Raw genomic sequence first — 23,453 nt, forward strand, 5'->3', positions numbered from 1 at the left:
TTAGGCCAGTAATTCTGCAGCAGGCTGCAATTTGTTCCGCAGAGCATACAGCATGACGGCACCAACAAGGAATGCGACGGCATCCGCAATGACGAGCGACCAGATTACCCCGTGAAAGCCGTTCATGCGATCGGCGATAAACAACACAGGAATCAGAGTCATTCCTTGAATAATGGACATCATAAATGCGGCGGTTCCTTGCCCTGTTGCTTGGAAGATCCCGACAAACAATGTCGTCAATCCTGTAATGAACAAGGATAAGAACGTCACATGCAGAATATAGCTGCCCATTTCAATTAATTGCGGGTCGGCTGTAAACAGACCAATCAAATGGTCGGAAATCAAATAGACGATAATGCCGAACACGACTGCTAATGCCAAAATCGCTTTGATCGTAAATCCAATGGTATTTTTCATGCGCAATTTATTAGCTGTAAAAGAGAAAGCGATCAACGGCACGACGCCCTCGCACAAGCCCATTAGAATAAACTCTGGGAATTGCAGCAAACGCGATGAAATTCCGTAAGCCGCTACGGCCTGATCCCCATATTCAACAAGAAAATGGTTGAGGATGAGCGACATGGCACCCAAGAAGACACTCATGACAAAGACGGGAACGCCGATTTTGAAGACATTGGCCAGGATGTCCTTGGTTGCCTTGAACCACTTGATGGAGACGGTTAAGAACTGGCTTTTGTGTCTCATATGGAAGGCGTAGAACATACTCGCAACCAGGTTAGCAATGACTGTGGCGGACGCAACGCCGATTATGCTCCAATGGAAGACGAAGATGACAAGCGCATCGAGAATAATATTTACGACAACGCTGAGGATCATACCAGTCATCGACGTGATTGCGGAACCCTCCGAACGAACGATATTCTCCAGCGTGAAGAACAATACGACGAATGGCGAGCCCAAAAGCATAACCATGACATAGTCCTTCGTGAAGCCGAAGGAGTCAGGCGTTGCCCCCAGCCCATGAACGATCGGATCGATCAACGGGAGGCCGACGGCGATCACGATAAGACCGAGAACCAGACTGCTGTAAAAGGCGAAGGATGACACATGCCTCACATCGTCGTATTTTTTCTCTCCTAGCAACCGGGAGATGAACGTACCGCTGCCTATGCCAATCAAATTGCCAAGCGCCATAATGATGGCGAATAACGGCAAAGTGAGTGCTAGTGCGGTTAACATAGCAGTATTGTGGAGCGTACCGAGAAAATAGGCATTCAAGATGGCGTAGACCACACTCATCGACGTGCCTAACATCATTGGAATTGCGAAGTGAGCTACGGCTTTTGCGACCGGCGCTTTTTCAAAGTAATGAAGGTTTTCTGCATCCATGCGGGTCACTTCTTTCTTTTATTGTTTATCTAACAGTGTTAGATTGAACCTTACAGTGTTAGATGATATCATGAACGTATGAACCTGTAAAGAACAAACTTACACTGTTAGATAAAAGGGCGGATAACGATGAAGAAACAGCAGCCTCAGATTTCGGAGGACATGATTCTGGAAGCCTCTTGGGAGCTTCTGGGGGAGGAAGGAATAGAGAAATTCAGTATGAGGCGATTGGCCGACCGGCTGGGGATTCAGGCTCCCTCTCTATACTGGTACTTCAAGAGCAAGCAAGATCTCTACCAGCGTCTGGCCAACCAGGTGTCCAAAATCATTCTGGAGGAGTTTCACTCCGATGGGGATTGGAAGGAGCAGCTCGCAGGACTTGCCGAGACGGTACGGAGCGTGCTATGCCGATACCCTTGCTCCACGCAGCTTATGATGATGACGCTGCCTCACGAGCCGGACTACATCCGCTTCACCAACCGTACGCTGCTCTGCGTGGAATCGACGCCTCTTGGGCAGGATCAGAAATTTCAAGCGATTCTTACGCTTCTCAATTATGTCTTCTACTTTGTTCTGGACGGTTATCAGCATCAGCGCAATGTAGCCACTATCGTTAAGGAAAAGGGCATGCTTCCGGGTGATGAGATGGTCCGTCTTTTGGATTCCATGACCGAGGCGGAAGCGGGACTGTTCCGGAGGATGTTCCATAACGGCTTGTTCGAGCTGATGGGGACCGATGGGGCGTTCCAGTTCGGCCTCAAGCTGATTCTGTCGGGGATTGAGCAGGTGATAAAGGAGCAGGAGAAGTAGGGGATTCAAGGCAAAGGCTTCATATCGGGTCTAAATATAGAAGCTTACTCAAAAGCCCTTCATCACTCTGAGGGCTTTTGTTCTGGTAACAAACTTGCCATGGAAGGAACTAATGAGGTTCACGGAGGCACACATTTTCCAGATAAGCAGCAAAGCTCCTGATATTCATTCGCATATGCCGATTATTGCCTTCGAGTTTGCTTATCATAATTCCGCCTTCCATGATGGAAAGGGTGAAGGTAGCCAGATCCTCAATATCGAGGTTTTCTTTAAATTCGCCGCTTTGCACGCCTTGGGAAATGATTTTCTTGAGGGATTCCAGCGTGTCTAATAGGGCTTGCTTGGCTCTTTCACGTAAGCCTGGATGGCTGTCATCGCTATCAATGGCGGTGTTGAGGAGCGGGCAGCCTCCGATGAAGGGCGGCGCTTCCACTACTTTCTCGTATACGCGCAAATATGCCAGCAGCTTGCCAGAGGCCGTTTCTTGTTGATTGACTGCATGGGCAAGCTGGGCCCCTACAATTTGGCCGGCATAGCTAAAAGCTTCGTATGCAATTTCGTCTTTACTGGAAAAATGGCGGTAGATGCCGCCTTTTTTGATGCCTGTCAACTCGGTTATATCGGATAAGGATGAACCCGAATATCCTTTTTGGTTAAAAAGTTCAGCAGCCTTAGTGATAATAAACTCACGAGTTTTTTCGCCTTTCTCCATCGTCATCCCCCTATTTAACTGTATTGTACACGTAGTATAACAAATGAATTTCCACTCTTGCAAAACCATGCAGCTGTGTTAATATTGAAGATACCGATCGGTATCTTTTTTGAGTGACAAGGGGGATAAGAGTGGGCGCGACATGGTTTAAGGAATCCAAGCATGCTTGGATTGGATTGGGGTCTCTCTGGATTGTTGGATTTATCGGCGCCTTGACCCGATTTAGCATGGCTTTTTTTCAGGTGCAAATCTCGGAGGATTTACTGATTAGCAGGGGATTTATCTCAATGGCATGGTCAACCAACTTATTCATAACAGCTATATGCGCGCTTGTGGGAGGCTGGCTTGCCGATCGTTACGGCACAAAGAAGGTGCTTTTTTTAAGTGCAGTCATGAGTATTATGGGCACTGGCGTTGTCTTGTTAGGGAACGAACCTATCGTCTTTTTTGTTGGATATGGCGTGATCTCTGGGTTAGCCGGCATTGGGGCAACGACGAGCTATTTATTGATGTTAGAATGGTTTAGGCATCACCGGGCTAAAGCCATGTCGCTGTTGGCGAGCGCATCCTCTGTAGGGTTAGCCATTATTACGCCAATTTTCGTATCCATTGGTTGGCTGACTTGGAAGGATGCCTTTATGGCTTCTTTTGCCCTAGGCATTTTTGTGACATTGCCTGTGATTTGGCTAGGAATCAAGAGCCAGCGGCAGAAAGAGATGGAGAAACCCCAATCGGATCATCCAATAGAAGTTGAAGAGTCTGATGCGCCTCTTACCGCAACCCCATCCTCCAAGAAATTCATTCATCTTCCTGTCTTTATTGTGGTCGCATTTGCGCTTTTCACCTGCGGAGTCAATATGGGATCCGTCGAAATGAATTTAGTAGCCATACATCAGCTGGCAGAGGTGTCACCAAGCATGATCGCCCTATCCATGAGCATACTTGGCATTATGGAAATTACGGGGGCACTCATTTGCGGCTATTTGCTGGACCGGTACAATAAATTAATGATGATGTCTATTTTGTATGGCATACGTATACTGGGCTTTGCTTTCCTCTTTATGCATCTGGGAAGTTCACCTATTGTTTTTGCGATAGCGTTCGGAGTTACCTACTTAAGCGCAGTGCCGGGAGGGATCCTTGTCATCAATGAATTTGCCAACGGAAAAGGGAAACATGCAGGGACATTACTCTTCTTCCACCAGGCCGGTGGCATTATGGGGGCGTTAATAGGAGGCTTTTCCTTCGATTATTTCCGAAATTATCAGAATCTGATCCTTGTTGACATCATGATTTGTATCCTTGTCACGCTGGGATACTTGGTATTATTCATGACACATAGAAGAGGTCTTAGCATACAAAATAAGAAGGCTGCACTAAGCGGGGCACTTTAACTTCGTGTATTTTACAATATCTTTACTATCCTTATGACTATCGGTTTGCTACGATAGTCCAAATGAAGAAGAAGGATAGGATAGCATGCGAGCGACTTCGTTAGAATGGGAAGCATACAATCAAATCAAGGACCGGATCGTGCGGGCGGATGTAATGCCGGGCATGCTCTTGTCGGAGAACGAGCTGGCGGGTGAGCTTGGCATGAGCCGGACGCCGGTTCGTGCGGCGATCTCACTGCTGGAGAAGGAAGGGCTCGTCGAAAGCTTCAAAGGGCGTGGCGTTCTCGTGAAGGAAATCTCTTTTCGGCAATTCAGCCAGATGCTTGAGGTTCTCGTGTCGATGCAGTTATTTGTATTGGAAGCGGCTAAGCAAAGAGAGCTGGCATTCGATCTACAAGCGCTTCATCTTTATTTGCAGCGCCAGGACGCTTCCCGTGAGAACGGGGACTATCTAGGCTACTATAACAATTCGTTAATGTGTATCGAGACGATCTTAAGCGCTATTGGCAACGATTACATGCTGCAGGTGCTGGAATCTTACCGTGGCAAGTTCGTCTGCCGGATGGTTACCTTCCGCAAGCAATTCCCGCAGCTCAAGCCGCAGTGGGCCAATGTAATGAACGGGAAAATTTATCAAGCCCTGCTGCGCAAAGATTATGACGGGGCGAAAGCGGCTATTGAAGAGAATTATAAGTATACGACGGAGCAGCTGATGCTGAGCGGCGTCATCTAAAACTATATCTAATAGACAAGAAGGGTGCCTATAACAGGCATCCTTTTTTGCTTTTTAGCCCAGCATGGAGATTTACATATCATTTAGACTGCGATAACAATTCACTTACATACAACTTGTATACTGATCTCGATTGAACGAGCATCCATTCCGCGATCTGAGAGGAGAAAGACTTGTGACAATACTTCAAGCAAGCCGATATGCTGGCGAGGTATGGTATGATGATGTCCGTTTTCAAACGGACAAGCGGCCTTGGTTCGGCCAACTGCGGGAGATTGCGGCAGGAGATTTTACATTTGCAGTATTGGGCGACCGTTGCGGAATGGCAACGGCAGGAGTATTCGAGAAAGCGCTGGAGGTTGTAGCGGATTTGAAGCCGGATTTTGTCCTGTCAGTAGGGGATTTGATCGAAGGCTACTGGAAGGATGCTGCGGACGCAAGAGCGGAATGGGAGTATATCGATGAGAAAATCGAGGCCACGGGATTGCCTTTCTTCCATGTCGTCGGCAATCATGATTACGGCAATCAAGTGATGCTGGACGTCTGGAGGGAACGAAAAGGCTTCGACTATTATGCTTTTCGGGCAGGAGACGCGCTGTTCCTCGTACTTAACACGGAGGATCCTCCGACAGAGCTTTCTGATGAATTTATCGACATGATCAAAAAAGCGACGTACAACGTTCAGAACGATCCGGAACATATGACGGCGCATATGCAAGCCTTTTACGATGACATCGTAAGCCGCATGTCTCCAGAGCAACTGGAAGGAATGTCCCGCATTGATCTCGCGCTCAGCGACGAGCAAATGGCATTCGCAGAGCGTGTGCTGGAAGAGAACCGCGATGCGAAATGGACGTTTGTCAGCATGCATAAACCAGGATGGAAATCGGAGAACGAGCGATACAATAAGCTGATCGGCTTGCTGGACGGACGGCCTCATACCATCTTCGCTGGTCACCTTCACGCGATGGAATATTCCGTATCCGGCAATGGCGAACATATTCAGCTCGGCAGAACCGGCGGACATGCCCATGGCGAAGGGCCGGAAAGCGATAATGTCCTGTTATGGGTTAACGTGCGTGATGGAAAGCCAACTTACCGGGTTATGCATTTGGACGGAATTGGCGAGATCGGCAGCTACAAGCCGCAAACACATTCCCAGGAGGCAAAAAAATGACAACATCCATTTTCTTCGCACATCTGACTGATACGCATATTAACGTACCTGGTAAAAACCCGCTGTTCGAAATGGACATGACCAAGAAGCTTCGTGAAACGTTCGCGGAGCTAGGAAGACTCAGTCAAAAGCCGGCGTTCGTCGTCATCAGCGGCGACTTGACACAAGACGGCGACACGGAAGATTACCGCCACCTTCGTATGCTGCTGGACGAGGAGAAAGAGAAGCTCGGCGTGCCGGTCTATGTAGCGCTTGGCAATCACGACACGCGATCCTTTTTCCGCGAAGGCTACTTGCGGGAAGAGCCTTCCGAAGAATCCTACTATTACACTGTGATGGAAGGCGGACTGCGCCTGATCGTCCTTAATACGCAAGTTCCAGGCAAGCATGCAGGGGAATTGGACGAGGAGCAGCTTAAGTGGCTGCGCGAAGAGCTGGAGACGCCTGCTCCGAACGGAACGATTATCGTGCATCACCATCCTGTCGTTCCTACGCTGACTCCGCTAATGGACAGCCATCTGCTGGACAACCCCCAGGATCTTGCTGCAGCGATCGCGGGCAGCGACGTTATCGGCATGCTCTCCGGCCACATTCATTGCAACAATATCGGACTGTTCCAAGGCGTTCCAAGCGCTGCGGCAACAGGTGTCGCATTCGGAATCGAACCGACGAGCAATGACAGCATGAAGTTCGTCGACAACAGCGGCTACAACCTCGTGCTGGTGAAGAAAGGGCAAATGGTCGTGCATCCGATGGCGATGGCGGGCGATCATAAAGTCGTTTTCGAGTGGAAGATGGATGCCGCGCACGCCCATGCTTAATGATTGGCAGGCATCGCGTTAAATAGCTTTGAATACAAACAAAAAGCCGAAAGAACTTGCAGAGGAGAGGGAGAAACAATGGCTTACAAGAAAAGATTGGCGGCTGCTCTAGTGTCGCTCGCCTTGATTGCGACAGCGTGCGGCAATGGGGCGACAGGCTCCGGCACGGATGCTGCTAATGGCGGCAATGCGGGTGTAAACGAGCAAATTACGCTGAAGTTTTACAGCTACAATCTGGCGATTGCCAGCCAAGTGCCGGGAACAGAGAAGCTGATCAGCGAATTCGAGGCGGCGCATCCGAATATTAAGATCGATGCCATTCCGGTTTCTTCTACCGACATCAACGCTAAGGTACAGGCGGATATCGTAGCCGGTTCGGCGCCGGATGTCGCACAGCTGACGTTCGACGGCCTTGATTTCGCTGTGAACAATTTCAATGCCAAGCCGCTTGAGGATATCGTGGCTGCGGACGAGTTGAAAAGCAACTTCGAAGGTTTCTCGCCCAACGGCTTGAAGCTCGGTCAATTAAATGGCAAGACATTCGGTCTGCCATTCACGTTCAGCACGCCGGTGCTGTTCTACAATGCCAAGCTGTTCGAGGAAGCAGGCCTTGATCCGGCTGCTCCGCCGACAACCTGGACGCAAGTGAAGGAATATGGCTTGAACATCGCCGAGAAGACCGGCATGACAGGCGCACATGTCGGCGGAGCCACGGGCGGAGACTGGATCATCCAGGCACTGATCGGCAGCAACGGCGGACAAGCTCTCTCCGACGATCGCAAAACGATCAAATTCGGCGAACCGGAAGCGGTTGAAATGGTGCAAATGTGGCAGGATCTGATCAAGAGCGGCGCCAATGGCAAGCTGAATGACGGCGAAGCGATCGAAGCGTTCAGCCAGGGCAAAATCGGGATGCTGCTGTTCACCAGTGCGCTGCAAAGCTCGTTCGTAGCCGCATCGCAAGCAGGCGGCTGGGAGCTGAAGACGGCCAAAATGCCGGCATTCGGCGATAAACCGACGACCCCAGTCAACTCCGGCAGCGCATTGTTCATTTTGTCGGACGACAAAGCGAAGCAGCAAGCGGCATGGGAATTCCTTAAATTTGCAACCAGCGAACGCGGTTATACCATTATCACTTCGGAGATCGGCTACCTGCCCCTTCGTCCAGCTATCATAGACGACCCGAATTACTTGAAGGATTGGGTAGAAGCGAATCCGCTTGTGAAGCCGAACCTGGAACAGCTCGACAGCTTGAAGCCTTGGGTATCGTATCCGGGCCCGAACTGGAAGCAAATCGAGACGATTCTGAACGATTCCGTCTCGAAGGCGATCGCAGGAGACGTCGATGTTGCCGCAATCATGCAGGATGCGCAAAAACGCGCGCAAGCGCTGATCCAATAACAGATGAGAACATATGACATTCATAAGCAAACATGATTTAGGAAGAGGAAGGAAGTTAAGGCGATGAGCTATGAAGCAGTAGGAACGACCCGTCAGGCAGCGGGAGCCAAGGCGCAAAGCAAGGAACGGAAGCCGTTCCTGCTGCGGCTTGGCCGAATCAAGCCGTACCTCTATCTATTGCCGGCCCTGGCATCCATCGGCTTCTGGGTATATAAACCGTTGATCCAGACGTTCCAGTTAAGCGTCTATCAATGGAATCTGCTGCCTACTTCGCCGAAGCAATATGTCGGCATGAAAAATTTCACTAATCTGACGGGCTTGCCGGAGATGGGCATTGCGTTATGGAACACGCTGATCTATACGCTGGGCGTCATTCCGTTCTCGCTTATTATCCCGTTGATCATTGCGATTGCAACCGATAATATCAGCAGAAAGGCGAGCAATCTTTACCGGGCGCTCATCTTCCTGCCGATGATTATGGCTCCGGTAGCGGTATCGTCCGTATGGCGCTGGATCATGCATCCGACGAACGGGATATTGAACAAGGCGCTCACGGACTGGTTCCACCTGTCCGAACCGATCCGGTTTTTTACCGACGAGCGCTGGGCGATTTGGTCGATTACGTTCATAACGGGCTGGAAGCTGATCGGCTTCAGCACGCTTATCTTCTCGGCGGCAATGACGGGCCTTAATAAGGAATATATCGAGGCGGCGAAAATCGACCGGGCCAACCGGTTCCAGATCATCTGGCATGTCATTCTGCCTTTATTGTCGCCGACGATTCTGTTTATGGCGATGATGAGCACATTGTTCGCTTCCGAATGGAGCTTCTCGTATATTAACGTTCTTACGCAAGGCGGACCTTTTAATACAACCACGAATATTTACTACTTGCTGTGGACGTACGGCTTCCAATCGTTCAACATCGGCTCGAGCTCCGCTGCCGCGGTCGTCTTTTTCCTTGGATTCGGCGCGCTGGCTTGGCTGTTTCTGAAGCTGACGAAGAAGCTGTCGTTCTTCGATAATTAGAGGGGGCAGACATAAATGGAGAAGGCAGGTCGTTCCTTCGGTTCCTTTACCGCCGTGACGGTCAAGCATTGCGCGCTTATCGCGCTCGTGCTGCTGGCGGTATTTCCGCTCTATTGGATGGTTGTAACCTCCTTGAAGCCGGAGAGCGAAGTATTTACTTCAAGCTTAATTCCGCTTCATATCACCTTAGACAATTACGTGCAGGCTTGGAACGCCATTCCGATGGGCCGGATGCTGACCAATTCCTTCGTGGTTGCAGTCATTCAGACGGTGATGCAGCTGCTGACGAGCATCTTGGCCGCTTATGCGTTCACGCGCTGGGAATTCCGCGGCAGCAACCTGATCTATGGTTTGATCGCGCTCACTTGGCTGGTTCCGTTTCAAGTGATTATGATTCCAAATTACGTGGCGATCAGCGGGTTTGGCTGGCGGGACCAGTTGGCCGGTCTGATCATACCGAACATCGCATCGGCTTTCGCGGTGCTGCAGCTGTACAATGCGTTCAAGTCTTATCCGAAACCGCTGATCGAAGCCGCAAGGCTGGATGGCGCTTCCGACTGGGGCGTGCTCTGGCGCACGATTATGCCGAATCTGAAAGCACCGATTGCCTCTATCGGCATTCTCTTATTCATTACCTCATGGAATGATTATTTCTGGCCGCTGCTCGTGACGACCAAGCTGGACAATTCCACCGTACAAAAAGGATTGCAAATGTTCATCTCCTCTGACGGCAACATGTGGGGAGCGCTTATGGCGGCAACGACAATTGCCAGCTTGCCTGTATTAATCATCTACTTATTGCTGCAAAGACAAATCATAGATTCTTTCGTAAAAGGCGGGCTGAAATAATGACGATTTCAACGAATGATAACGCACGGCTTCTTAAGCTGGAAGGTGCATTTAATGTAAGGGATATCGGCGGCTACGCAGCTGCTGAAGGACAATCGGTACAAAAGGGACGTTTCCTTCGTGCCGACGGCATGCACAGGTTGACCACGGATGATCAGGAAGCGATATGGGGAGCGGGCGTGCGCATCGTAATCGACCTTCGCCACCAGCTTGAACTCGATACGAAGCCCAACGTATTCGCTGCTTCGGAGCGGATAGCTTACCATAATATCAGCTTGATTAATCCCGCAACCACGGCGACGATGAACATCCGCTGCCTGGGCGATATGTACGTCAGCATGTTGAATGAATGCGGTCCGCTGCTTCGCGAGGTGTTCGAGCGGATGGCGGAAGCGGAGGGTGCAGGCGTCCTGTTCCACTGCACGGCGGGCAAAGACAGGACCGGCGTAATCGCCGGCCTGCTGCTTGATCTCGCGGGCACGCCGCGTTCGGTTATCGTAGCTGATTATGCTGAGACGGAAGTGAACCTGGCACCAATTATGAACGTGCTCCGTGAGGACCGTCCTCCGCAGATGCCGGCTGAGATGTATGAAATATTCCTCGGCAGTGCCCCGGAGAATATGGAGATGATGCTCGACCATCTGTATGAAGCATTCGGCGGCGCAGAAAGCTACTTGGCGGAAATCGGATTAAGCGAGGCGCAAATCACGGGCTTGAAACGGATGCTGCTGCAGCCGTAACCGTTAGTATATTGAAAAAAGCATTCAACGGATATGGTCAAGACCCCATTAGTGGACATTTAGAAAAAGCCCTACCCTATAAGCTGCTTTGGCTATTGTGCCGGAGACAGCTTATTTCACTTTCTCTGCGGGCGATGGTTGTGATTGTTTCATCGGTTTAAACATTTCCACAAATATTCCGCTAATTGATCAAAGGTGCCGGATTATTTCCAAATCCACTATTTTATAAAAAGCTAGACACGCATCCTATTGCGCTCCATCCAGGCCGTGGCCCAGTCCACCAATGGACGTTGTTCCAAGAACCGTACATCGGCATTTCCGACTTTGTGAATCTTCACGTTCTTTTCGGTATCGTAATCCTGTCCCAATTGAATAAAATCTTCGTCGTCTACGGCTTGGGTCTTGTAGGTCACCCATTCGCGCTTGCCGTTAATCATCATGGCGCTGCTTTCCTCCGAGAACTTCTTGCCAGGGAAATTCGCTCTCGTCTCCGCTAAGTGGAGCGATGTGTTTTTATCGTAGCCGACACCAACCAATAGCACGCAGCCGTTTAACTGGTACAGCTTATCGAGCGGGGAGCCTTCTCCAAAAATATTGCTTAAATCATGATTTTCCGTAAGGTATGACGCATGCTTGCCCACCGCCGCTATGGAACGAGCAGGGTGATCGGACCTCTTGGCTCCCGGCCACTTGCAGAACATCTCGGCTACGACACCCATACCGATTGCCGGAGTAACCTCCTTATCATAAGCGGGCCAGTGCGCTCTAATGGCAGGCCACCACTCTATGGGCTCTTCCCAGTGCACGCCTGTGGACGGGTCGAGATTCTTCCATGTTTGGGATGGCATGACCAGGGTTCCTGTTGCTCCGACGATTTCAAGCAGGGATCGAATGAACGTCTCGGCTCCGCCTACAACAAAGCCAAGCTTGCTTAACGAAGTATGGACCATGACGGTCTGTCCTTCCATGAGACCGCATTTTTTGAATTGTGCTATGAGGTCTTCTTTGGTGAGGAGGGCTCTTGTTTCCTGGGTATTCATAATCGGAATCTCCACCTTTTCATTTTAATGAAAAAACAAAAAAACAACCCAGCTACAAGTAGCGGGGTTGTCTCTAGCAAGGCTAGCGATGCAGTGCCCTAAAATTTCATTACTGGCTATATTATACCAACTCTTTTTCTATGCGGCAATAGCTTTGACGTTGTTGTAGGAAGGCTGAGAGGGCAAACTCTTGTCCTAATGGCGAAAAGGATTCGAATAGGAGCTTTTGTCTCATTTTAGTGACGGCCAAAGCTCTGTTGCAAACAGATAAAGCGAGGAATATAATGTGAGAAGGGCAGTTACCCTTCACTAAATTACGGGTAAGTCCGTAGGCTAGTGCAGTAAAAGAGAATGACTCATGCAATATGAGTCAATTAAATGCCCTGATGATGGGTTTGAAGATTCTAAGCTATATGCTTGGCTAATTGCACTCTTTACGAGTGGAGGAGACGACCAATTTGGTCTATACGAATTTGTACTTATCTTCATTCAGCGGTTCTGGAAATAGTGTATAGAAAAAGAGAGGGGTAGGCCACCCCTCTTTTTTGCATTTCGTTGCCACCGTATCGCGCCCAGCGACTTCGTCTTAAGCTGATGAGACGCTGTGAATGCAAAATCTTAGTTGAAAAATTAATTAGGAGTGATGATATGAGCATATTAATTCAGCGCAGAATAAAGAGTGCAGTTGATCGCTTGTTTTATTTCGATAAAGAATTGTTCATCCATAACTCAAGCGAGAGATCCATTACTCATAGATTGGCTATATATCTAGGACAAATGTTTTATAAGTGGGATATTGATGTTGAATATAATCGCGTTGGAAATGATCCTAAGACAATTGATAGAATAAACCAAAGTTTAAGAGAAGAAATTACCGACTTGGATGATGTCTATTCAGGTCGCATGACAGTGTACCCAGACATAATCGTACATAAGCGCGGTGAACCTAAAAATCATCTAGTAATTGAAGTAAAGAAAGTAAATTCAACCAATCATGTTCAAGATCAGTATGATTTAAAGAAACTGCGAAATTATATTTTAGATCCAGCACTTAGATATAAGTATGGCGCCTTTGTTAAACTTGGCTTGAATAATCAGGAGCCAATCTTGGAGATTAAGATTTTTACAAAAGATGATTTTCGGCAGTAGCTCAGTAAGCTCCACTTTGCCGGTCTTCAGGACATTAAACAAAATTCACGTTCGTAAATCGAATCAATTCTCTCTAATACACTCCGCGCCTGATCTTTAAATTTCAATTCCGCAACCTGGCCCTTTAGCAAAAACACGCCTGATTCATTCCGGTGCTGCCCGAAGGCACCTTCATACAGTCTGCCCGCGCCGTGGGTTGGCGGAGAGAAGAACAGCTTCATTAACGGGACGACTAACAGGGGCAGTCCAGATTTTTTTCCTTTCCTAAGCGTGTTGTTGCCGCCGGGGTCAACGCTGCGAATCTTGATGCCGTCCTTGGCAAGCTGCGGAGCGATCGCCTGAGTCCACAGCGAGAGCGCTAGCTTCGAGGTGGCATAAGGCCCAATCAGCTTGCGAAAGCTTGTAGGGCGCTCCAGGCTTTCGATAGTAAACTCCTTCGCAAATTTTAGCGCTGAAGATGAGGTGTTAATCACCGTTTTGTAGCGGCCATTTTTGATAAGCTCCTTTAATTCCATCAGAATGATATACGGAACGACCGTCATCAGCTCATAATGAATCTCGCGTCCTTGTTTCGAATAGCTTAGCTCGGAGAAGGACCCTCCGGCATTGTTGAACAAAATATCGATACGCCGCTCCTTGCTTTTGATTTCTTCCAATGTCCGTCTCAAGCTGGCGTAATCTGCAAGGTCCTCCGTTTTATAAATGCGGAGCCGCCCCAGCTTGATTGCTTCTTGCATCTCCCTATCGTCCTGCGGAAAGCCGGAACGGTTCAAAGCAACCACTTGCCAGTTTTCGGACAACAATCTCCGGGTTAATGCCAATCCGATCCCGGCGTTAGCACCCGTAATTACGGCGATATGTTCACGTTGTTCTTGATTCATCGCATGTCTCCTCCTCATACCGAAATATTTCTCTTGGTAATGCCCACTCTATATCTTGGAGCCGACTCCAAGTCAAGAGGGGAAACCAAGCTTTGTCCAAAGGATAAGAGGCTTGACTTGGAGCCAGCTCCAAGATGTATAATGCACAGCAAATAGCCTTTAGGAGGGGATAGGATGAGGGACGAGCAAACTTTTACGATAAAGCAAACCGCCAGGCAAACCGGAATTTCTGAAGATACAATTCGTTATTACGAAAAGATTGCGCTATTGCCCCGGGCTGAACGGAAGGATAACGGGCATCGTGTCTACCGGGAGGAGGATATTGAAGCAATCCAGTTGATAGCTTGTCTGAAAAAAACAGGGATGCCGCTGGAGGAAATGCGGCCTTTCTTGACGGTCTCTGCAGATGCCGACCCTGCGGAATATCCTGAGCTGGTGGAGCTCTTAAGGGGCCACCGGGAAAGTATCATCAATCAAATCGCCTCTCTGCAGCAGGTCGTCGATTTTATCGACATGAAGCTGGAGAAGGGAAAATACCGACGGGACTGCGCGGATGACATACAGGACGGCGTCCGGACGGAAGAGCCTAAGCCAAAGGCGGTCTCGTCTGTTCAGATGAGTTATTTTTCCGCTTCGCCCGGAACGCCCAAGTCACCCACGTCCCCAAGATAACGCAAAACGCCCAAAACACCTCCAAGAGGAAATGTTTTGGGCGTTTTAAGCCAAAGCTACTATATTATTTGGATTCCGTAAGTCTGCCCACAAGCAACCCGTACAATAATAGAGCGAAGAGGGCAACGCCGGCAAGGATCCATAACACGGTTCCAAAAGATACTACATCCATAAGAGATGCCGTATAGGTGATGCCGATAGAAGCGGCTACGTTCAAGACCAAGTTGTAGAATCCAATGGCTGTTCCTGACTTTTCTGCAGGAATGGAGCGTACACAGGAATCAAGCATAGGCGCATACATGAATGCGAATGACCCCGAGAACAGCAGCATGGAGATCACATATACAGGTACCGAGCCTCCAGTAAGGCCAGGCAAGGCCAAGCTGACTGCGATTAAGCCCATAGCGATAGAAACCGCTTGCTTATTGGACAATACTTTTGCTATTTTGCCAGACAGTGATCCGACGATGATCGCCGTTACATACCCTGGTATCAGCAGCAGTGAGATTGTGTCGAGCTGAAGATCATACATCTTTTGAAGCAGGAACGGAAAAATAAAGATGTAGCCCAGTTGAACGGTATAAATCACAAAGGCGATGGCCAGAACGGCTGCAAATCGTTTATTTTGGAAAAAGGAAATCCCGATGAATGCCTTTTTACTCTTGCTGATATAGCCAAGGAATAGGGCTGCTGTGGCCACGAAGGTCACAATGAAGATCCAGTTGAAATCCGTTAAATACATCAGCACTGAAGTCGTAATAGCGGATATGAGAATCAGGCCGATAAGATCCACATGGCTCTTCCGGGATTGCTCCTTCGGCAAATATTTCAGAATAAAGGGAAGCAGGATCAACGACAGCAGCGGGATTAAGAATAACGTGGTCCAGCTTAGATAGGTGGATACGAAACCGCCTGTAAGGGAACCGATAACAAGAGAAAGCGAATAGCTGCTTGTGCTAAGGCCCAGGAACTTTTTCTGTTCTTCTTTGGGCAGGTGTTTCATGACATAGATGACATATAACGTTTCGGCCGCGGCCAGACCAGCAGTCTGGATCATACGGGCAATAACAATGATTAAATAAGAGTCTTGAAAAATATACCCGATAATCGAGCCTATGCAGATTAAGATTATCCCTGCAACCAGCAGCTTTCTGATGCTGATGGAGTCGGCCAAAGAGGCATAGATGACAGCGCCAATGCCAATGACGAGCCCTGCTAATGAGGCCTGCAAGCTAACCATAGTTGCCGAGATTCCCAGATCATCGCCTATCGCTACCGACACCAGCTTGAATGAGTTATCGATAATTAAGGCAAAAACGAAAAAGAGCAAAATGACGGGCACTGCCCTTTTCGCTTGAAAGGATGGGGTAGTTTGCGGTGCTTGTTCAGTTATTGTAGCCATTCGCCACATTCCCTTCTTGGAATCAGATGATTAAGCAAGTTCCAGTGCAATTTCCATCATTTTAGTGAAAGCGGTCTGTCTCTCTTCAGTAGTCGTGGACTCATGTCTGAAGATATGATCGCTGATCGTCAAGATGCACAGTGCGTTAACGCCAGCATGAGCCGCGTTCATATACAGGCCCGCAGATTCCATCTCGGCGCATAGAATGCCCATCTCGCTCCATCTCTTCAGCGCAGTTTGATCCGCATTGTAGAAGATATCACTGGAGAGCACATTCCCTACATGAACCTTCTGCCCCTGCGCATCCGCGATCTTCTTAGCTTTTTCCAACAGCTCGAACGATGCCGTAATCGAATAGTGGCCTGGGAGATTGTATTGGTGTCCGTAATTGGAATCGGTTGCAGAACCCATCGCAAAAACAATGTCATACAGATTCAAATGATCTTGAATCGCCCCAGCGGAACCAATTCGAATGAGATTTTTAACGCCGAATACATGAATCAGCTCCCATGAATACAGGCTCATGCTCGGAGTTCCCATTCCAGTTCCCATTACGGAAATCTTTCTGCCCTTGAACGTTCCCGTGTAGCCCAGCATACCGCGGACATTATTGAACTGAACGGCATTCTCCAAGTAGTTCTCTGCAATAAACTGCGCTCTTAGGGGATCGCCCGGCAATAGAATCGTTTCGGCGATTTCCACGCCTCCAGGTTTAATATGCGGTGTTTCTTTATGGGATGTGCTCATGTCAAATCTCCTTTTCCTTACAAATTGGTATAGTTGTATAGAAAGTTGTCTAATTGGTACATGGATAAAGTACCACATATCGCGGTCCCTTATCAACACATTTTTTCTGGAGGAATTTCCCGTATTTTATCCCTTATGCCGATCTCCTATGCAAAAAGGGCAGCGGTCTCTCCTGTATGGAGAAGCCACTGCCCTGTAATGGTTATACGTCTTAATTTTTCGAAGCGTTAATCACAATCTGGCTGAATTCTTTGGGAATATAATATTTGTTATAGACAATAGGGTACTGTTCATTGATATACAGACTTTCCAGCAGCAGGTCGCACCCCTCGCCGGCATCCAATTTATATTTTTGCGAGGAGGTATTCATCACCGTGGAATGCTTGACCTCCACAGTTGCAGAATTAGCTAAGTCATAGACCTTATTCTCAAGCATGTCCAGCAGCTGCTCTTCATTCTGAAGGTCCAGGTTCAATTCGGTTACGGCCTCAATGGCCATAAAGGTGAACCCGTAGGCCACTGCTTGCCCTTTGCTCATATACCACCGTTCAATGGCTACTACGGCCGTAGCTTTTCTTTTTAAGACCTCTTTCGTATAGTCGCTCTCCAGGTCCAATCTGAACTGAATATCGACATGATCAATGTCTTCTGTATGGCACTTATAAATAGGGTTGCCGATTGTCTCCAGCCCGTCATTCCTCTGTACCAAGCGAGATCGGGTCACAAAGTTCCCTTTGCCATGAACACTCGTCACCAGCCCGTCATCCTGCAATAGAGCTAATGCTTGTCTTAACGTCATTCGGCTGACGTCGAACATTTTGGCAAGCTCAGGTTCAGTAGGCAATTGGCTATTGGAGGGGAACACGCCGCTCATGATCATTTTGAAAAGTTCATCGTATACGGTAAGGTATAGCGGTTTTTTTGCTTTGGGCAGATGTCCCGGCTTTATATCCATCGGTTCACACACACCTATTCTCTCAATTCATCATTTAGAGCATATTATAGCACACCTGTAATTGTTGCCTATCCAGCCGCAGCGCGCGAGCACAACTCATGGAGATGAAGGGTGACGATCTGCTCAACGGTCTCCGGTGTGTAGAGCTCCGGGCGAAGCATGGCAAGTATCGTCAAGCCTTCGATAACCGCAGCCAATCTTAGTGTTTCGAGTTGAATGTCCGCCGCAGAGGGAAGAAGCTGCGCCTGAGCCAGTATCTCAAGGGCAGCTTTAGTCAGATAGTGGAGTCCGTCCGTGAGCTCGTCTTTTTTTGCCTGTAATGCCAAACTTCTGAGGGATCGGATGGCGAAGATGCACCAGACGCCGGCGGCAGTCCGTTTTTCCGTATCTAGTGGGAGCAGCTGCAACAGAATTTCCCTCGCAGCCTTTATCGGAATATGGCTGATCACCAGCCCCTCTGCCGCTCTGGCAGCTCCTCTTGTCAAATAGTAATCCACGATAAAGAGCAGCAGCTCGTCCTGTGTTGAAAAATAATGCCGCAATGCGCCGGGAGACAATCCTGCCTTCGCGGCGACGGCACGGATAGAGGCATGCTCGAGCCCTTTTTCTTCAATAATTTGCCATGCTGATTCCGCAATCAGCTTTCTTTTTTGCTCATGGTCCACGATTTTCGGCAACGGTAAATGCCCCCTTGCTTTAAATAACACAGTGAACTAAAATAAATAATACAGTGTGTTATTTAGTTTTGTATTTAGTTATAGCGCGTAGTGATGATCACGTCAATAGTATTGAATCTTGTCATAATTGACGGGAGGGAATTCGGTGCAGGAGCAAATCGATGGAGTTTTTCGTTTTCGTTCCACTTGTTATAGTTGCAGAAGAGAGTTTGACGTCATCGAGGGGACTCAAGCTTACGACAATGTGAAAAGAAATTCGAAAGGAATGCATTGCTGCGAAGATTGCAAAAACAGGATCGAGCTTGAAGCACGTCTGAACTTCGGAAGACGACTGTTGACCGGGAAAGATTAAGATTCTTGGAGAAAGACTATGAAGTGAATGCTCCCCTCACGGCAACAGGTTTTACTTAAACGTTGGTCGAGTCCAGATATAAGATTGGAAAACAGGTGCCGTGGCATGCCGCCTGCGGATTGTGTTTATCATTGTATCGGCCCTGATGCTGCGCGAGAGGAAAGGAAGAGGTTCGTTGTGAATAAAACCGATCGGATGTTGGCCATTGTCATCGAGTTACAGCGTAAAGGTGTGCTGCGTGCCGAGGATTTGGCTGCCCGGTTCGAGACGAGTATCCGCACGATTTATCGTGACATGCAAGCGCTTAGCGAGGCGGGCGTTCCTGTGTCGGGTGCGCCTGGCACAGGTTACTCCCTGATGGAGGGCTACTTTCTCCCGCCGGTCAGCTTCACGGCGGATGAAGCGGTATCGCTGCTCGTCGGGGCGGACTTCGTCGAATTGAGGTTAGACGCTGTGTATGGCGCGAAGGCCCGCAGCTCGCAGGAGAAGATTGAGGCGATTCTACCGGAGAATGTACGCGAGGAGACAGCTCGGGTGAGATCGGTGATTCGTCTTCTGAACGAAAGAGCGGCGAGAACGCGGGGGCAGGAGAAAGAAACGTTCGAGCAGTTGCGCGAGGCGATTCTACAGAAGCGCAAGATCCATTTCCGCTATTCCAAAACCTTGCCGGAACCTGATGGAAATCGTCACAGTGAGCGCACGGCTGATCCGTACGGGCTCGTTTTTTCCCAAGGGGCGTGGGTGCTTATCGCGTTCTGCGGGCTGAGGCGCGACATACGGCACTTTCGATTATCCCGCATGAAAGAGCTCGTCGTACTGGAAGAACGGTTTGAGGTCCTTCCCGGCTTTCGCCTTCAGGACCACCAGTCCGCGGACGATAGGCATGTCATTGTGCGGATGCTGGTCGACCCGGCCGTCGCGGACCGGATACAGGAAGCGGACAACTTCTACATGGAATCGTTCGAACCAGGGAAGGAAGGCTGGCTGGCAACGTTCCGCGTCCGGCGGATTGAGGAGCTCCTTCAATGGACGCTTGGCTGGGGCGCAGCGGTGCGGGTACTGGAGCCGGAGTCGCTGCGGGAACGAATGCGAGAGGAAATAGAAAAGATGCTTGAACACTACTGACAGACTGATGTCAGTAGCTTTGTTGTATGCTGGAGCCAGCTTAAGCAAGAAGGAGTTGGATTCAGTAATGGATACAAAGCAAACGTTGGATAAGTTCAAGGAGACAGTCAACAGCTATATTCGGGAATTGGACGGCATCAGCCTTGAGCAGCTGCTGTGGAAGCCAGCGGAAGACGAATGGTCGCTCGGTCAGATGCACATGCATTTGATCCAATCCGCACAGTTCATGCACTTGCGGAATGTCTCGCTGTGCCTCGCGCCCAATGGCGACCCGAGAGTTTCTTCGACGGAGAAGACGAAGCTGGGAGAGGAATTGTACAAGGCGGGAAGCTTTCCGCCGAATCGCGTTCAGGTGCCTCCATCCCCCCAGTACACACCCCAGCAACCAGAAAGTAAAGAGCAGCTCGTGGATGGACTGCGCGACACGGTTCGTCGGATGACCGAGCTCGAACCGGCGGTGGCGGCTTTTAATCGGGCTGCCCAGGAAACCATATCGGAATCAGGGAAGGCCACGGCTTTCCAGCTTGTGCGAAATACGGTTGTCCATCCGGCATTCGGAGGATTGAATGGGCTCGAATGGTTCCAACTGGTCGAAATGCACTTTCGCCATCATTTGCTTCAGAAAAAGCGACTAGATGACGCTTGGAAGTCAGCCAATTTGTGAGGTCAGGCCAGGTGAAAAGAATCGAGATGACAATTTACTAGGAGCTTTCGCGGTACTATATTCTAACAAAGAAACCACCATTCCATGAATGGTGGTTCTGCATTTGTGAAGGATCTGCCTAGGAATTATAACGGCGTCCGTTCATATAGAAATCTTCCTCGCGGCCAACCCGGAAGGAAATCTCCAGATCAGGTATGCCGAGCGAGCGCACATGGCGATCGATCGCCTCGGCCATCTTATCGCGCACTTCAACTCCGCGCTCAAACCACCATACGTCGATGAAAGGGTAGGAATCCGTATATTTTCCGTCGAAGATAGCAGTGACATGCAGGCATTCCAAAGTGAAATTATCCGTTCCGCATTGGCATATGGCAGCCATCTCTTCTACAAGCGGTATGCTAATGGAGCGTATGCCCTCGGCTGGAACTCCTCTAAAAATTAATTGCGGCATCTTATGTTCCTCCTATCGATATATCTTAGCCTTATTGTATATGCACAAGTCTGCCTGAGGCAAACGGCTAGGATTCATCTATTTGTTGTCACCTTCTTATTATTTCCATAGTTTTCATATGATACAATTAACAGAAAGAATAGAAGTTGGCATTTCAGGAATGGAGGGATAGCTTGCTTAAGTGGGATAGCGATGTATGGGGAAAGCTTACAGGTCCGTATAGTTCGGCAGATAACGTGCCTGATTTATTGCAGCGGCTGGAGCAGGAGTATAGCCAAGAGGTTTTTGACGAGCTCTTTCAGGAGTATTTGTACCATCAAAATACGATCTATACGGCGACCTACGCGGCCATGCCGTATTTGGCACAGCTAGCATGCTCCACATCGGATGCGGAAGTGCGCAAAGAGCTGTTTATCAATTGCGGTATTATTGAGGCTAGCCGCGATGGGGGAGACGAATCGCCATTCCCAGCATCATGGGCTGAATTAGCTGAGGATGCAGGCAGCTCCATTTGTACGGAGTTATATCGAGAATACATGGAAGCAATGGATAAGCTCCGAGGGCTTACAAAGGATGTATTCGCCTACGCAGCAGCCCAACAATCCATGGATGAGACAGAGAAAAAATACATTTTGATTGCGGATGCCGCTTATCGCGGCTCATATACCATTGCCAGCATGTTGATGACATTCAGCGAGGGTGATGAATATGTGGCCGTGTGTCCATCTTGCGAGGAGGAAGTGTACATATGGCCCGGTGAAGATGATGCAGGAATTCTACAAGCCTATGAGCAAGACCCCGTCTTTCACGATGGACAGGAGCCTCAAGCCATTATCCCGGTCACATCATTTGCAGACGAAGAGGTACAAGCATTAGCGGAGCGGGCGGAGGCGATCGGTGAGCAGACGTTGGCCCGGCAACTGCGTTATTTGGCGGGGGACACGACATGTCCATCCTGCCAAGAGAACATATCCGTCTGGTCAGCCTTACTAAACACCTTTGCGGAGTAAGATGCAAAGGTAAGGAACGGCAGGGGAGATAGATTTGAGAACTGTAACAGAAGAACAACTGCAGAAGCTTAAAGATGTTGGCTGGGACAGACTTAGCCCTGACGGGATGAGTGCATTTTTGGCTGTAACTTTTATTTATAGCAGCTTTATGAACCTTATTCCCTTCTTTGCCGATCGTTCACACGAAGTGCAAATAGCGTGGATTTCGGTAATCGTTAACCTTTTTTTGGGACTTTGGATTATACAAGGAGCATTTGCACTTTTTTTTCTATCGCTTGATCGTGCATTTCGCTATCAGCGTCTGCAAGCGGTAGTCACCAATTGTGCCTTTATTAAACTGACCCTTGACGGCTATCTTTTGTATTTAGTGGATGTTAAAGAAAAACGAAGCGTACTCTTGTGGCTTGGTCTTGCCTCGTTGGTTTTAGGAATCGTATATATGCTATGGTCTGTTCGTAGAGCGCGAATCAATATTGCTGAAGGCGAAGCTCGAAGGGAAGGACAAGGGCTTCTTTATGCCGGTAATTTTAAAGCATGGACTATCATCCCTATTGTATTTATCATTGCATTGTTTATTACAGCGATTATATTTACATTCACAGGAATAGGAAACATATGGTTTCTCTTTTTGATAGCGCCACTTCAATGGATACTAGGCTATGTATATCCAGAATATTATTTTTTTGCTTACTGCAAGTGGGTTCATCCGTCTTTTATCTTTGAACGGCCCCAAGCAAGAAAGAAAGGATAACTATAAAGCTGAGAACGCTCAATGAACGAAATGGAGGTTATAAAATGGCATTCCCGACACATATCGTATCTGCAGGCGGAATTGTAGAGGATGGCAACGGAAATATTCTGTTGGTCAAGGCACATGATGATGGCTGGGTATATCCCGGCGGCATTACTGAGGTTGGCGAAAATTTGATTGACGGCGTCATTCGTGAAATTAAAGAGGAAAGCGGAATCGATGTTACGGTGAGCCATTTGATTAACATCGTGTCCAGCACAAGTGTACATAAGTGGTATGACGGGGTAACGGATGTCCCGACGAAGGTCATGTTTGATTTCGTGTGCAAAGCTGAAGGAGGAGAATTGGCGACCTCTGATGAAACAAGCGACTGTCGTTGGGTTCCAAAGGACAAGGTTCTTGATTTCATTGTACTGCCGATCATCCGAACCCGCTATGAGGCTTATTTGAACTTCAATGGCTCGGTCAATTATATCGAGTGCACGACTCCGTCCACAACAGAGTTTAATGTCAAGGTGAATAGACACGTGTAATCAACACAGACTGCACGATGAACCATAC

General features: G+C 48.8%; 25 protein-coding genes. 16 read left to right on the forward strand and 9 right to left on the reverse strand.

The window, feature by feature from the left end:
• A complete protein-coding gene (locus D3P09_RS24495) occupies window positions 1–1,350 on the reverse strand; it encodes an MATE family efflux transporter (protein WP_120114070.1) in 1,350 nt (449 codons plus the stop codon).
• A 129-nt stretch (window positions 1,351–1,479) separates the two neighbouring features.
• Between D3P09_RS24495 and D3P09_RS24500 the strand changes: the two genes are divergently transcribed.
• Window positions 1,480–2,160, forward strand: a complete 681-nt coding sequence (locus D3P09_RS24500) for a TetR/AcrR family transcriptional regulator (protein ID WP_120114071.1) — start codon at window positions 1,480–1,482, stop codon at window positions 2,158–2,160.
• 109 nt (window positions 2,161–2,269) lie between these two features.
• Here the strand turns inward: D3P09_RS24500 and D3P09_RS24505 are convergent, their stop codons facing one another.
• Complete coding sequence (locus tag D3P09_RS24505) at window positions 2,270–2,872, reverse strand: TetR/AcrR family transcriptional regulator (RefSeq protein ID WP_120114072.1); 603 nt, start codon at window positions 2,870–2,872, stop codon at window positions 2,270–2,272.
• Between the two features lie 131 nt (window positions 2,873–3,003).
• On the opposite strand from D3P09_RS24505, the gene D3P09_RS24510 reads away from it, so the two are divergent.
• The 8 genes from D3P09_RS24510 (at window position 3,004) to D3P09_RS24545 (ending at window position 11,016) form a co-directional block, all read left to right on the forward strand.
• Window positions 3,004–4,266 (forward strand): MFS transporter, encoded by a 1,263-nt coding sequence (locus D3P09_RS24510; RefSeq protein ID WP_120114073.1) that lies wholly within the window; start codon window positions 3,004–3,006, stop codon window positions 4,264–4,266.
• A gap of 85 nt (window positions 4,267–4,351) precedes the next feature.
• Window positions 4,352–4,999: a GntR family transcriptional regulator gene (locus D3P09_RS24515; RefSeq protein WP_120114074.1), complete on the forward strand. Its 648-nt coding sequence runs from the start codon at window positions 4,352–4,354 to the stop codon at window positions 4,997–4,999.
• A 175-nt stretch (window positions 5,000–5,174) separates the two neighbouring features.
• The gene (locus D3P09_RS24520; protein WP_120114075.1) at window positions 5,175–6,176 is read left to right on the forward strand and encodes a metallophosphoesterase family protein; all 1,002 of its coding nucleotides are present in this window, start codon (window positions 5,175–5,177) and stop codon (window positions 6,174–6,176) included.
• Window positions 6,173–6,997: a metallophosphoesterase family protein gene (locus D3P09_RS24525; protein ID WP_120114076.1), complete on the forward strand. Its 825-nt coding sequence runs from the start codon at window positions 6,173–6,175 to the stop codon at window positions 6,995–6,997. Before D3P09_RS24520 ends, D3P09_RS24525 begins: the two co-directional genes overlap by 4 nt.
• 78 nt (window positions 6,998–7,075) lie before the next feature.
• Window positions 7,076–8,398: an ABC transporter substrate-binding protein gene (locus D3P09_RS24530; protein ID WP_120114077.1), complete on the forward strand. Its 1,323-nt coding sequence runs from the start codon at window positions 7,076–7,078 to the stop codon at window positions 8,396–8,398.
• Window positions 8,399–8,461: 63 nt separating this feature from the next.
• The gene (locus D3P09_RS24535) at window positions 8,462–9,427 is read left to right on the forward strand and encodes a carbohydrate ABC transporter permease (protein WP_120114078.1); all 966 of its coding nucleotides are present in this window, start codon (window positions 8,462–8,464) and stop codon (window positions 9,425–9,427) included.
• Window positions 9,428–9,442: 15 nt separating this feature from the next.
• Entirely contained in the window at window positions 9,443–10,276 is an 834-nt protein-coding gene (locus D3P09_RS24540; protein WP_120114079.1) for a carbohydrate ABC transporter permease, read from the forward strand.
• Window positions 10,276–11,016: a tyrosine-protein phosphatase gene (locus D3P09_RS24545; protein WP_120114080.1), complete on the forward strand. Its 741-nt coding sequence runs from the start codon at window positions 10,276–10,278 to the stop codon at window positions 11,014–11,016. Before D3P09_RS24540 ends, D3P09_RS24545 begins: the two co-directional genes overlap by 1 nt.
• Before the next feature lie 233 nt (window positions 11,017–11,249).
• Here D3P09_RS24545 and D3P09_RS24550 read toward each other — a convergent pair whose 3' ends face one another.
• Window positions 11,250–12,056 carry an AAC(3) family N-acetyltransferase gene (locus D3P09_RS24550; RefSeq protein ID WP_243644459.1) on the reverse strand — a complete coding sequence of 269 codons (807 nt, stop codon included), beginning with the start codon at window positions 12,054–12,056 and terminating at the stop codon, window positions 11,250–11,252.
• Between the two features lie 648 nt (window positions 12,057–12,704).
• Here D3P09_RS24550 and D3P09_RS24555 point away from each other — a divergent pair.
• A complete protein-coding gene (locus tag D3P09_RS24555; protein WP_120114081.1) occupies window positions 12,705–13,205 on the forward strand; it encodes a hypothetical protein in 501 nt (166 codons plus the stop codon).
• 26 nt (window positions 13,206–13,231) lie between these two features.
• Here the strand turns inward: D3P09_RS24555 and D3P09_RS24560 are convergent, their stop codons facing one another.
• Window positions 13,232–14,086, reverse strand: coding sequence for an SDR family NAD(P)-dependent oxidoreductase (locus D3P09_RS24560; RefSeq protein ID WP_120114082.1), 855 nt, complete (start codon window positions 14,084–14,086; stop codon window positions 13,232–13,234).
• A 174-nt stretch (window positions 14,087–14,260) separates the two neighbouring features.
• Between D3P09_RS24560 and D3P09_RS24565 the strand changes: the two genes are divergently transcribed.
• Window positions 14,261–14,758: a MerR family transcriptional regulator gene (locus tag D3P09_RS24565; RefSeq protein ID WP_120114083.1), complete on the forward strand. Its 498-nt coding sequence runs from the start codon at window positions 14,261–14,263 to the stop codon at window positions 14,756–14,758.
• A 64-nt stretch (window positions 14,759–14,822) separates the two neighbouring features.
• Here the strand turns inward: D3P09_RS24565 and D3P09_RS24570 are convergent, their stop codons facing one another.
• The 4 genes from D3P09_RS24570 to D3P09_RS24585 form a co-directional block, all read right to left on the reverse strand.
• On the reverse strand, window positions 14,823–16,160 hold the full coding sequence (locus tag D3P09_RS24570) for an MFS transporter (RefSeq protein ID WP_120114084.1): 1,338 nt from the start codon (window positions 16,158–16,160) through the stop codon (window positions 14,823–14,825).
• Window positions 16,161–16,190: 30 nt separating this feature from the next.
• Entirely contained in the window at window positions 16,191–16,907 is a 717-nt protein-coding gene (gene deoD / locus D3P09_RS24575; RefSeq protein WP_120114085.1) for a purine-nucleoside phosphorylase, read from the reverse strand.
• Between the two features lie 211 nt (window positions 16,908–17,118).
• The gene (locus D3P09_RS24580) at window positions 17,119–17,862 is read right to left on the reverse strand and encodes a GntR family transcriptional regulator (RefSeq protein WP_120114086.1); all 744 of its coding nucleotides are present in this window, start codon (window positions 17,860–17,862) and stop codon (window positions 17,119–17,121) included.
• A gap of 68 nt (window positions 17,863–17,930) precedes the next feature.
• Window positions 17,931–18,539 carry a TetR/AcrR family transcriptional regulator gene (locus D3P09_RS24585; RefSeq protein ID WP_120114087.1) on the reverse strand — a complete coding sequence of 203 codons (609 nt, stop codon included), beginning with the start codon at window positions 18,537–18,539 and terminating at the stop codon, window positions 17,931–17,933.
• 529 nt (window positions 18,540–19,068) lie between these two features.
• Here D3P09_RS24585 and D3P09_RS24595 point away from each other — a divergent pair.
• Together D3P09_RS24595 and D3P09_RS24600 are read left to right on the forward strand one after the other, a co-directional pair.
• Entirely contained in the window at window positions 19,069–20,016 is a 948-nt protein-coding gene (locus D3P09_RS24595; protein WP_120114089.1) for a helix-turn-helix transcriptional regulator, read from the forward strand.
• Window positions 20,017–20,083: 67 nt separating this feature from the next.
• The gene (locus tag D3P09_RS24600) at window positions 20,084–20,680 is read left to right on the forward strand and encodes a DinB family protein (protein ID WP_120114090.1); all 597 of its coding nucleotides are present in this window, start codon (window positions 20,084–20,086) and stop codon (window positions 20,678–20,680) included.
• Window positions 20,681–20,798: 118 nt separating this feature from the next.
• Here D3P09_RS24600 and D3P09_RS24605 read toward each other — a convergent pair whose 3' ends face one another.
• Window positions 20,799–21,131, reverse strand: a complete 333-nt coding sequence (locus D3P09_RS24605) for a DUF1904 family protein (RefSeq protein ID WP_120114091.1) — start codon at window positions 21,129–21,131, stop codon at window positions 20,799–20,801.
• Window positions 21,132–21,304: 173 nt separating this feature from the next.
• Here D3P09_RS24605 and D3P09_RS24610 point away from each other — a divergent pair, with 173 nt between their 5' ends.
• Genes D3P09_RS24610 through D3P09_RS24620 form a run of 3 tightly spaced genes read left to right on the forward strand, consistent with a single transcriptional unit; the run spans window position 21,305 to window position 23,425 of the window.
• Window positions 21,305–22,141, forward strand: coding sequence for a hypothetical protein (locus D3P09_RS24610; protein WP_120114092.1), 837 nt, complete (start codon window positions 21,305–21,307; stop codon window positions 22,139–22,141).
• Window positions 22,142–22,175: 34 nt separating this feature from the next.
• Entirely contained in the window at window positions 22,176–22,892 is a 717-nt protein-coding gene (locus D3P09_RS24615) for a cytochrome c oxidase subunit II (RefSeq protein ID WP_120114093.1), read from the forward strand.
• Between the two features lie 44 nt (window positions 22,893–22,936).
• Window positions 22,937–23,425 (forward strand): NUDIX hydrolase, encoded by a 489-nt coding sequence (locus D3P09_RS24620; RefSeq protein ID WP_120114094.1) that lies wholly within the window; start codon window positions 22,937–22,939, stop codon window positions 23,423–23,425.
• Window positions 23,426–23,453 lie beyond the last annotated feature (28 nt).

Source organism: Paenibacillus pinisoli (assembly GCF_003605435.1).
Taxonomy (GTDB): domain Bacteria; phylum Bacillota; class Bacilli; order Paenibacillales; family Paenibacillaceae; genus Pristimantibacillus; species Pristimantibacillus pinisoli.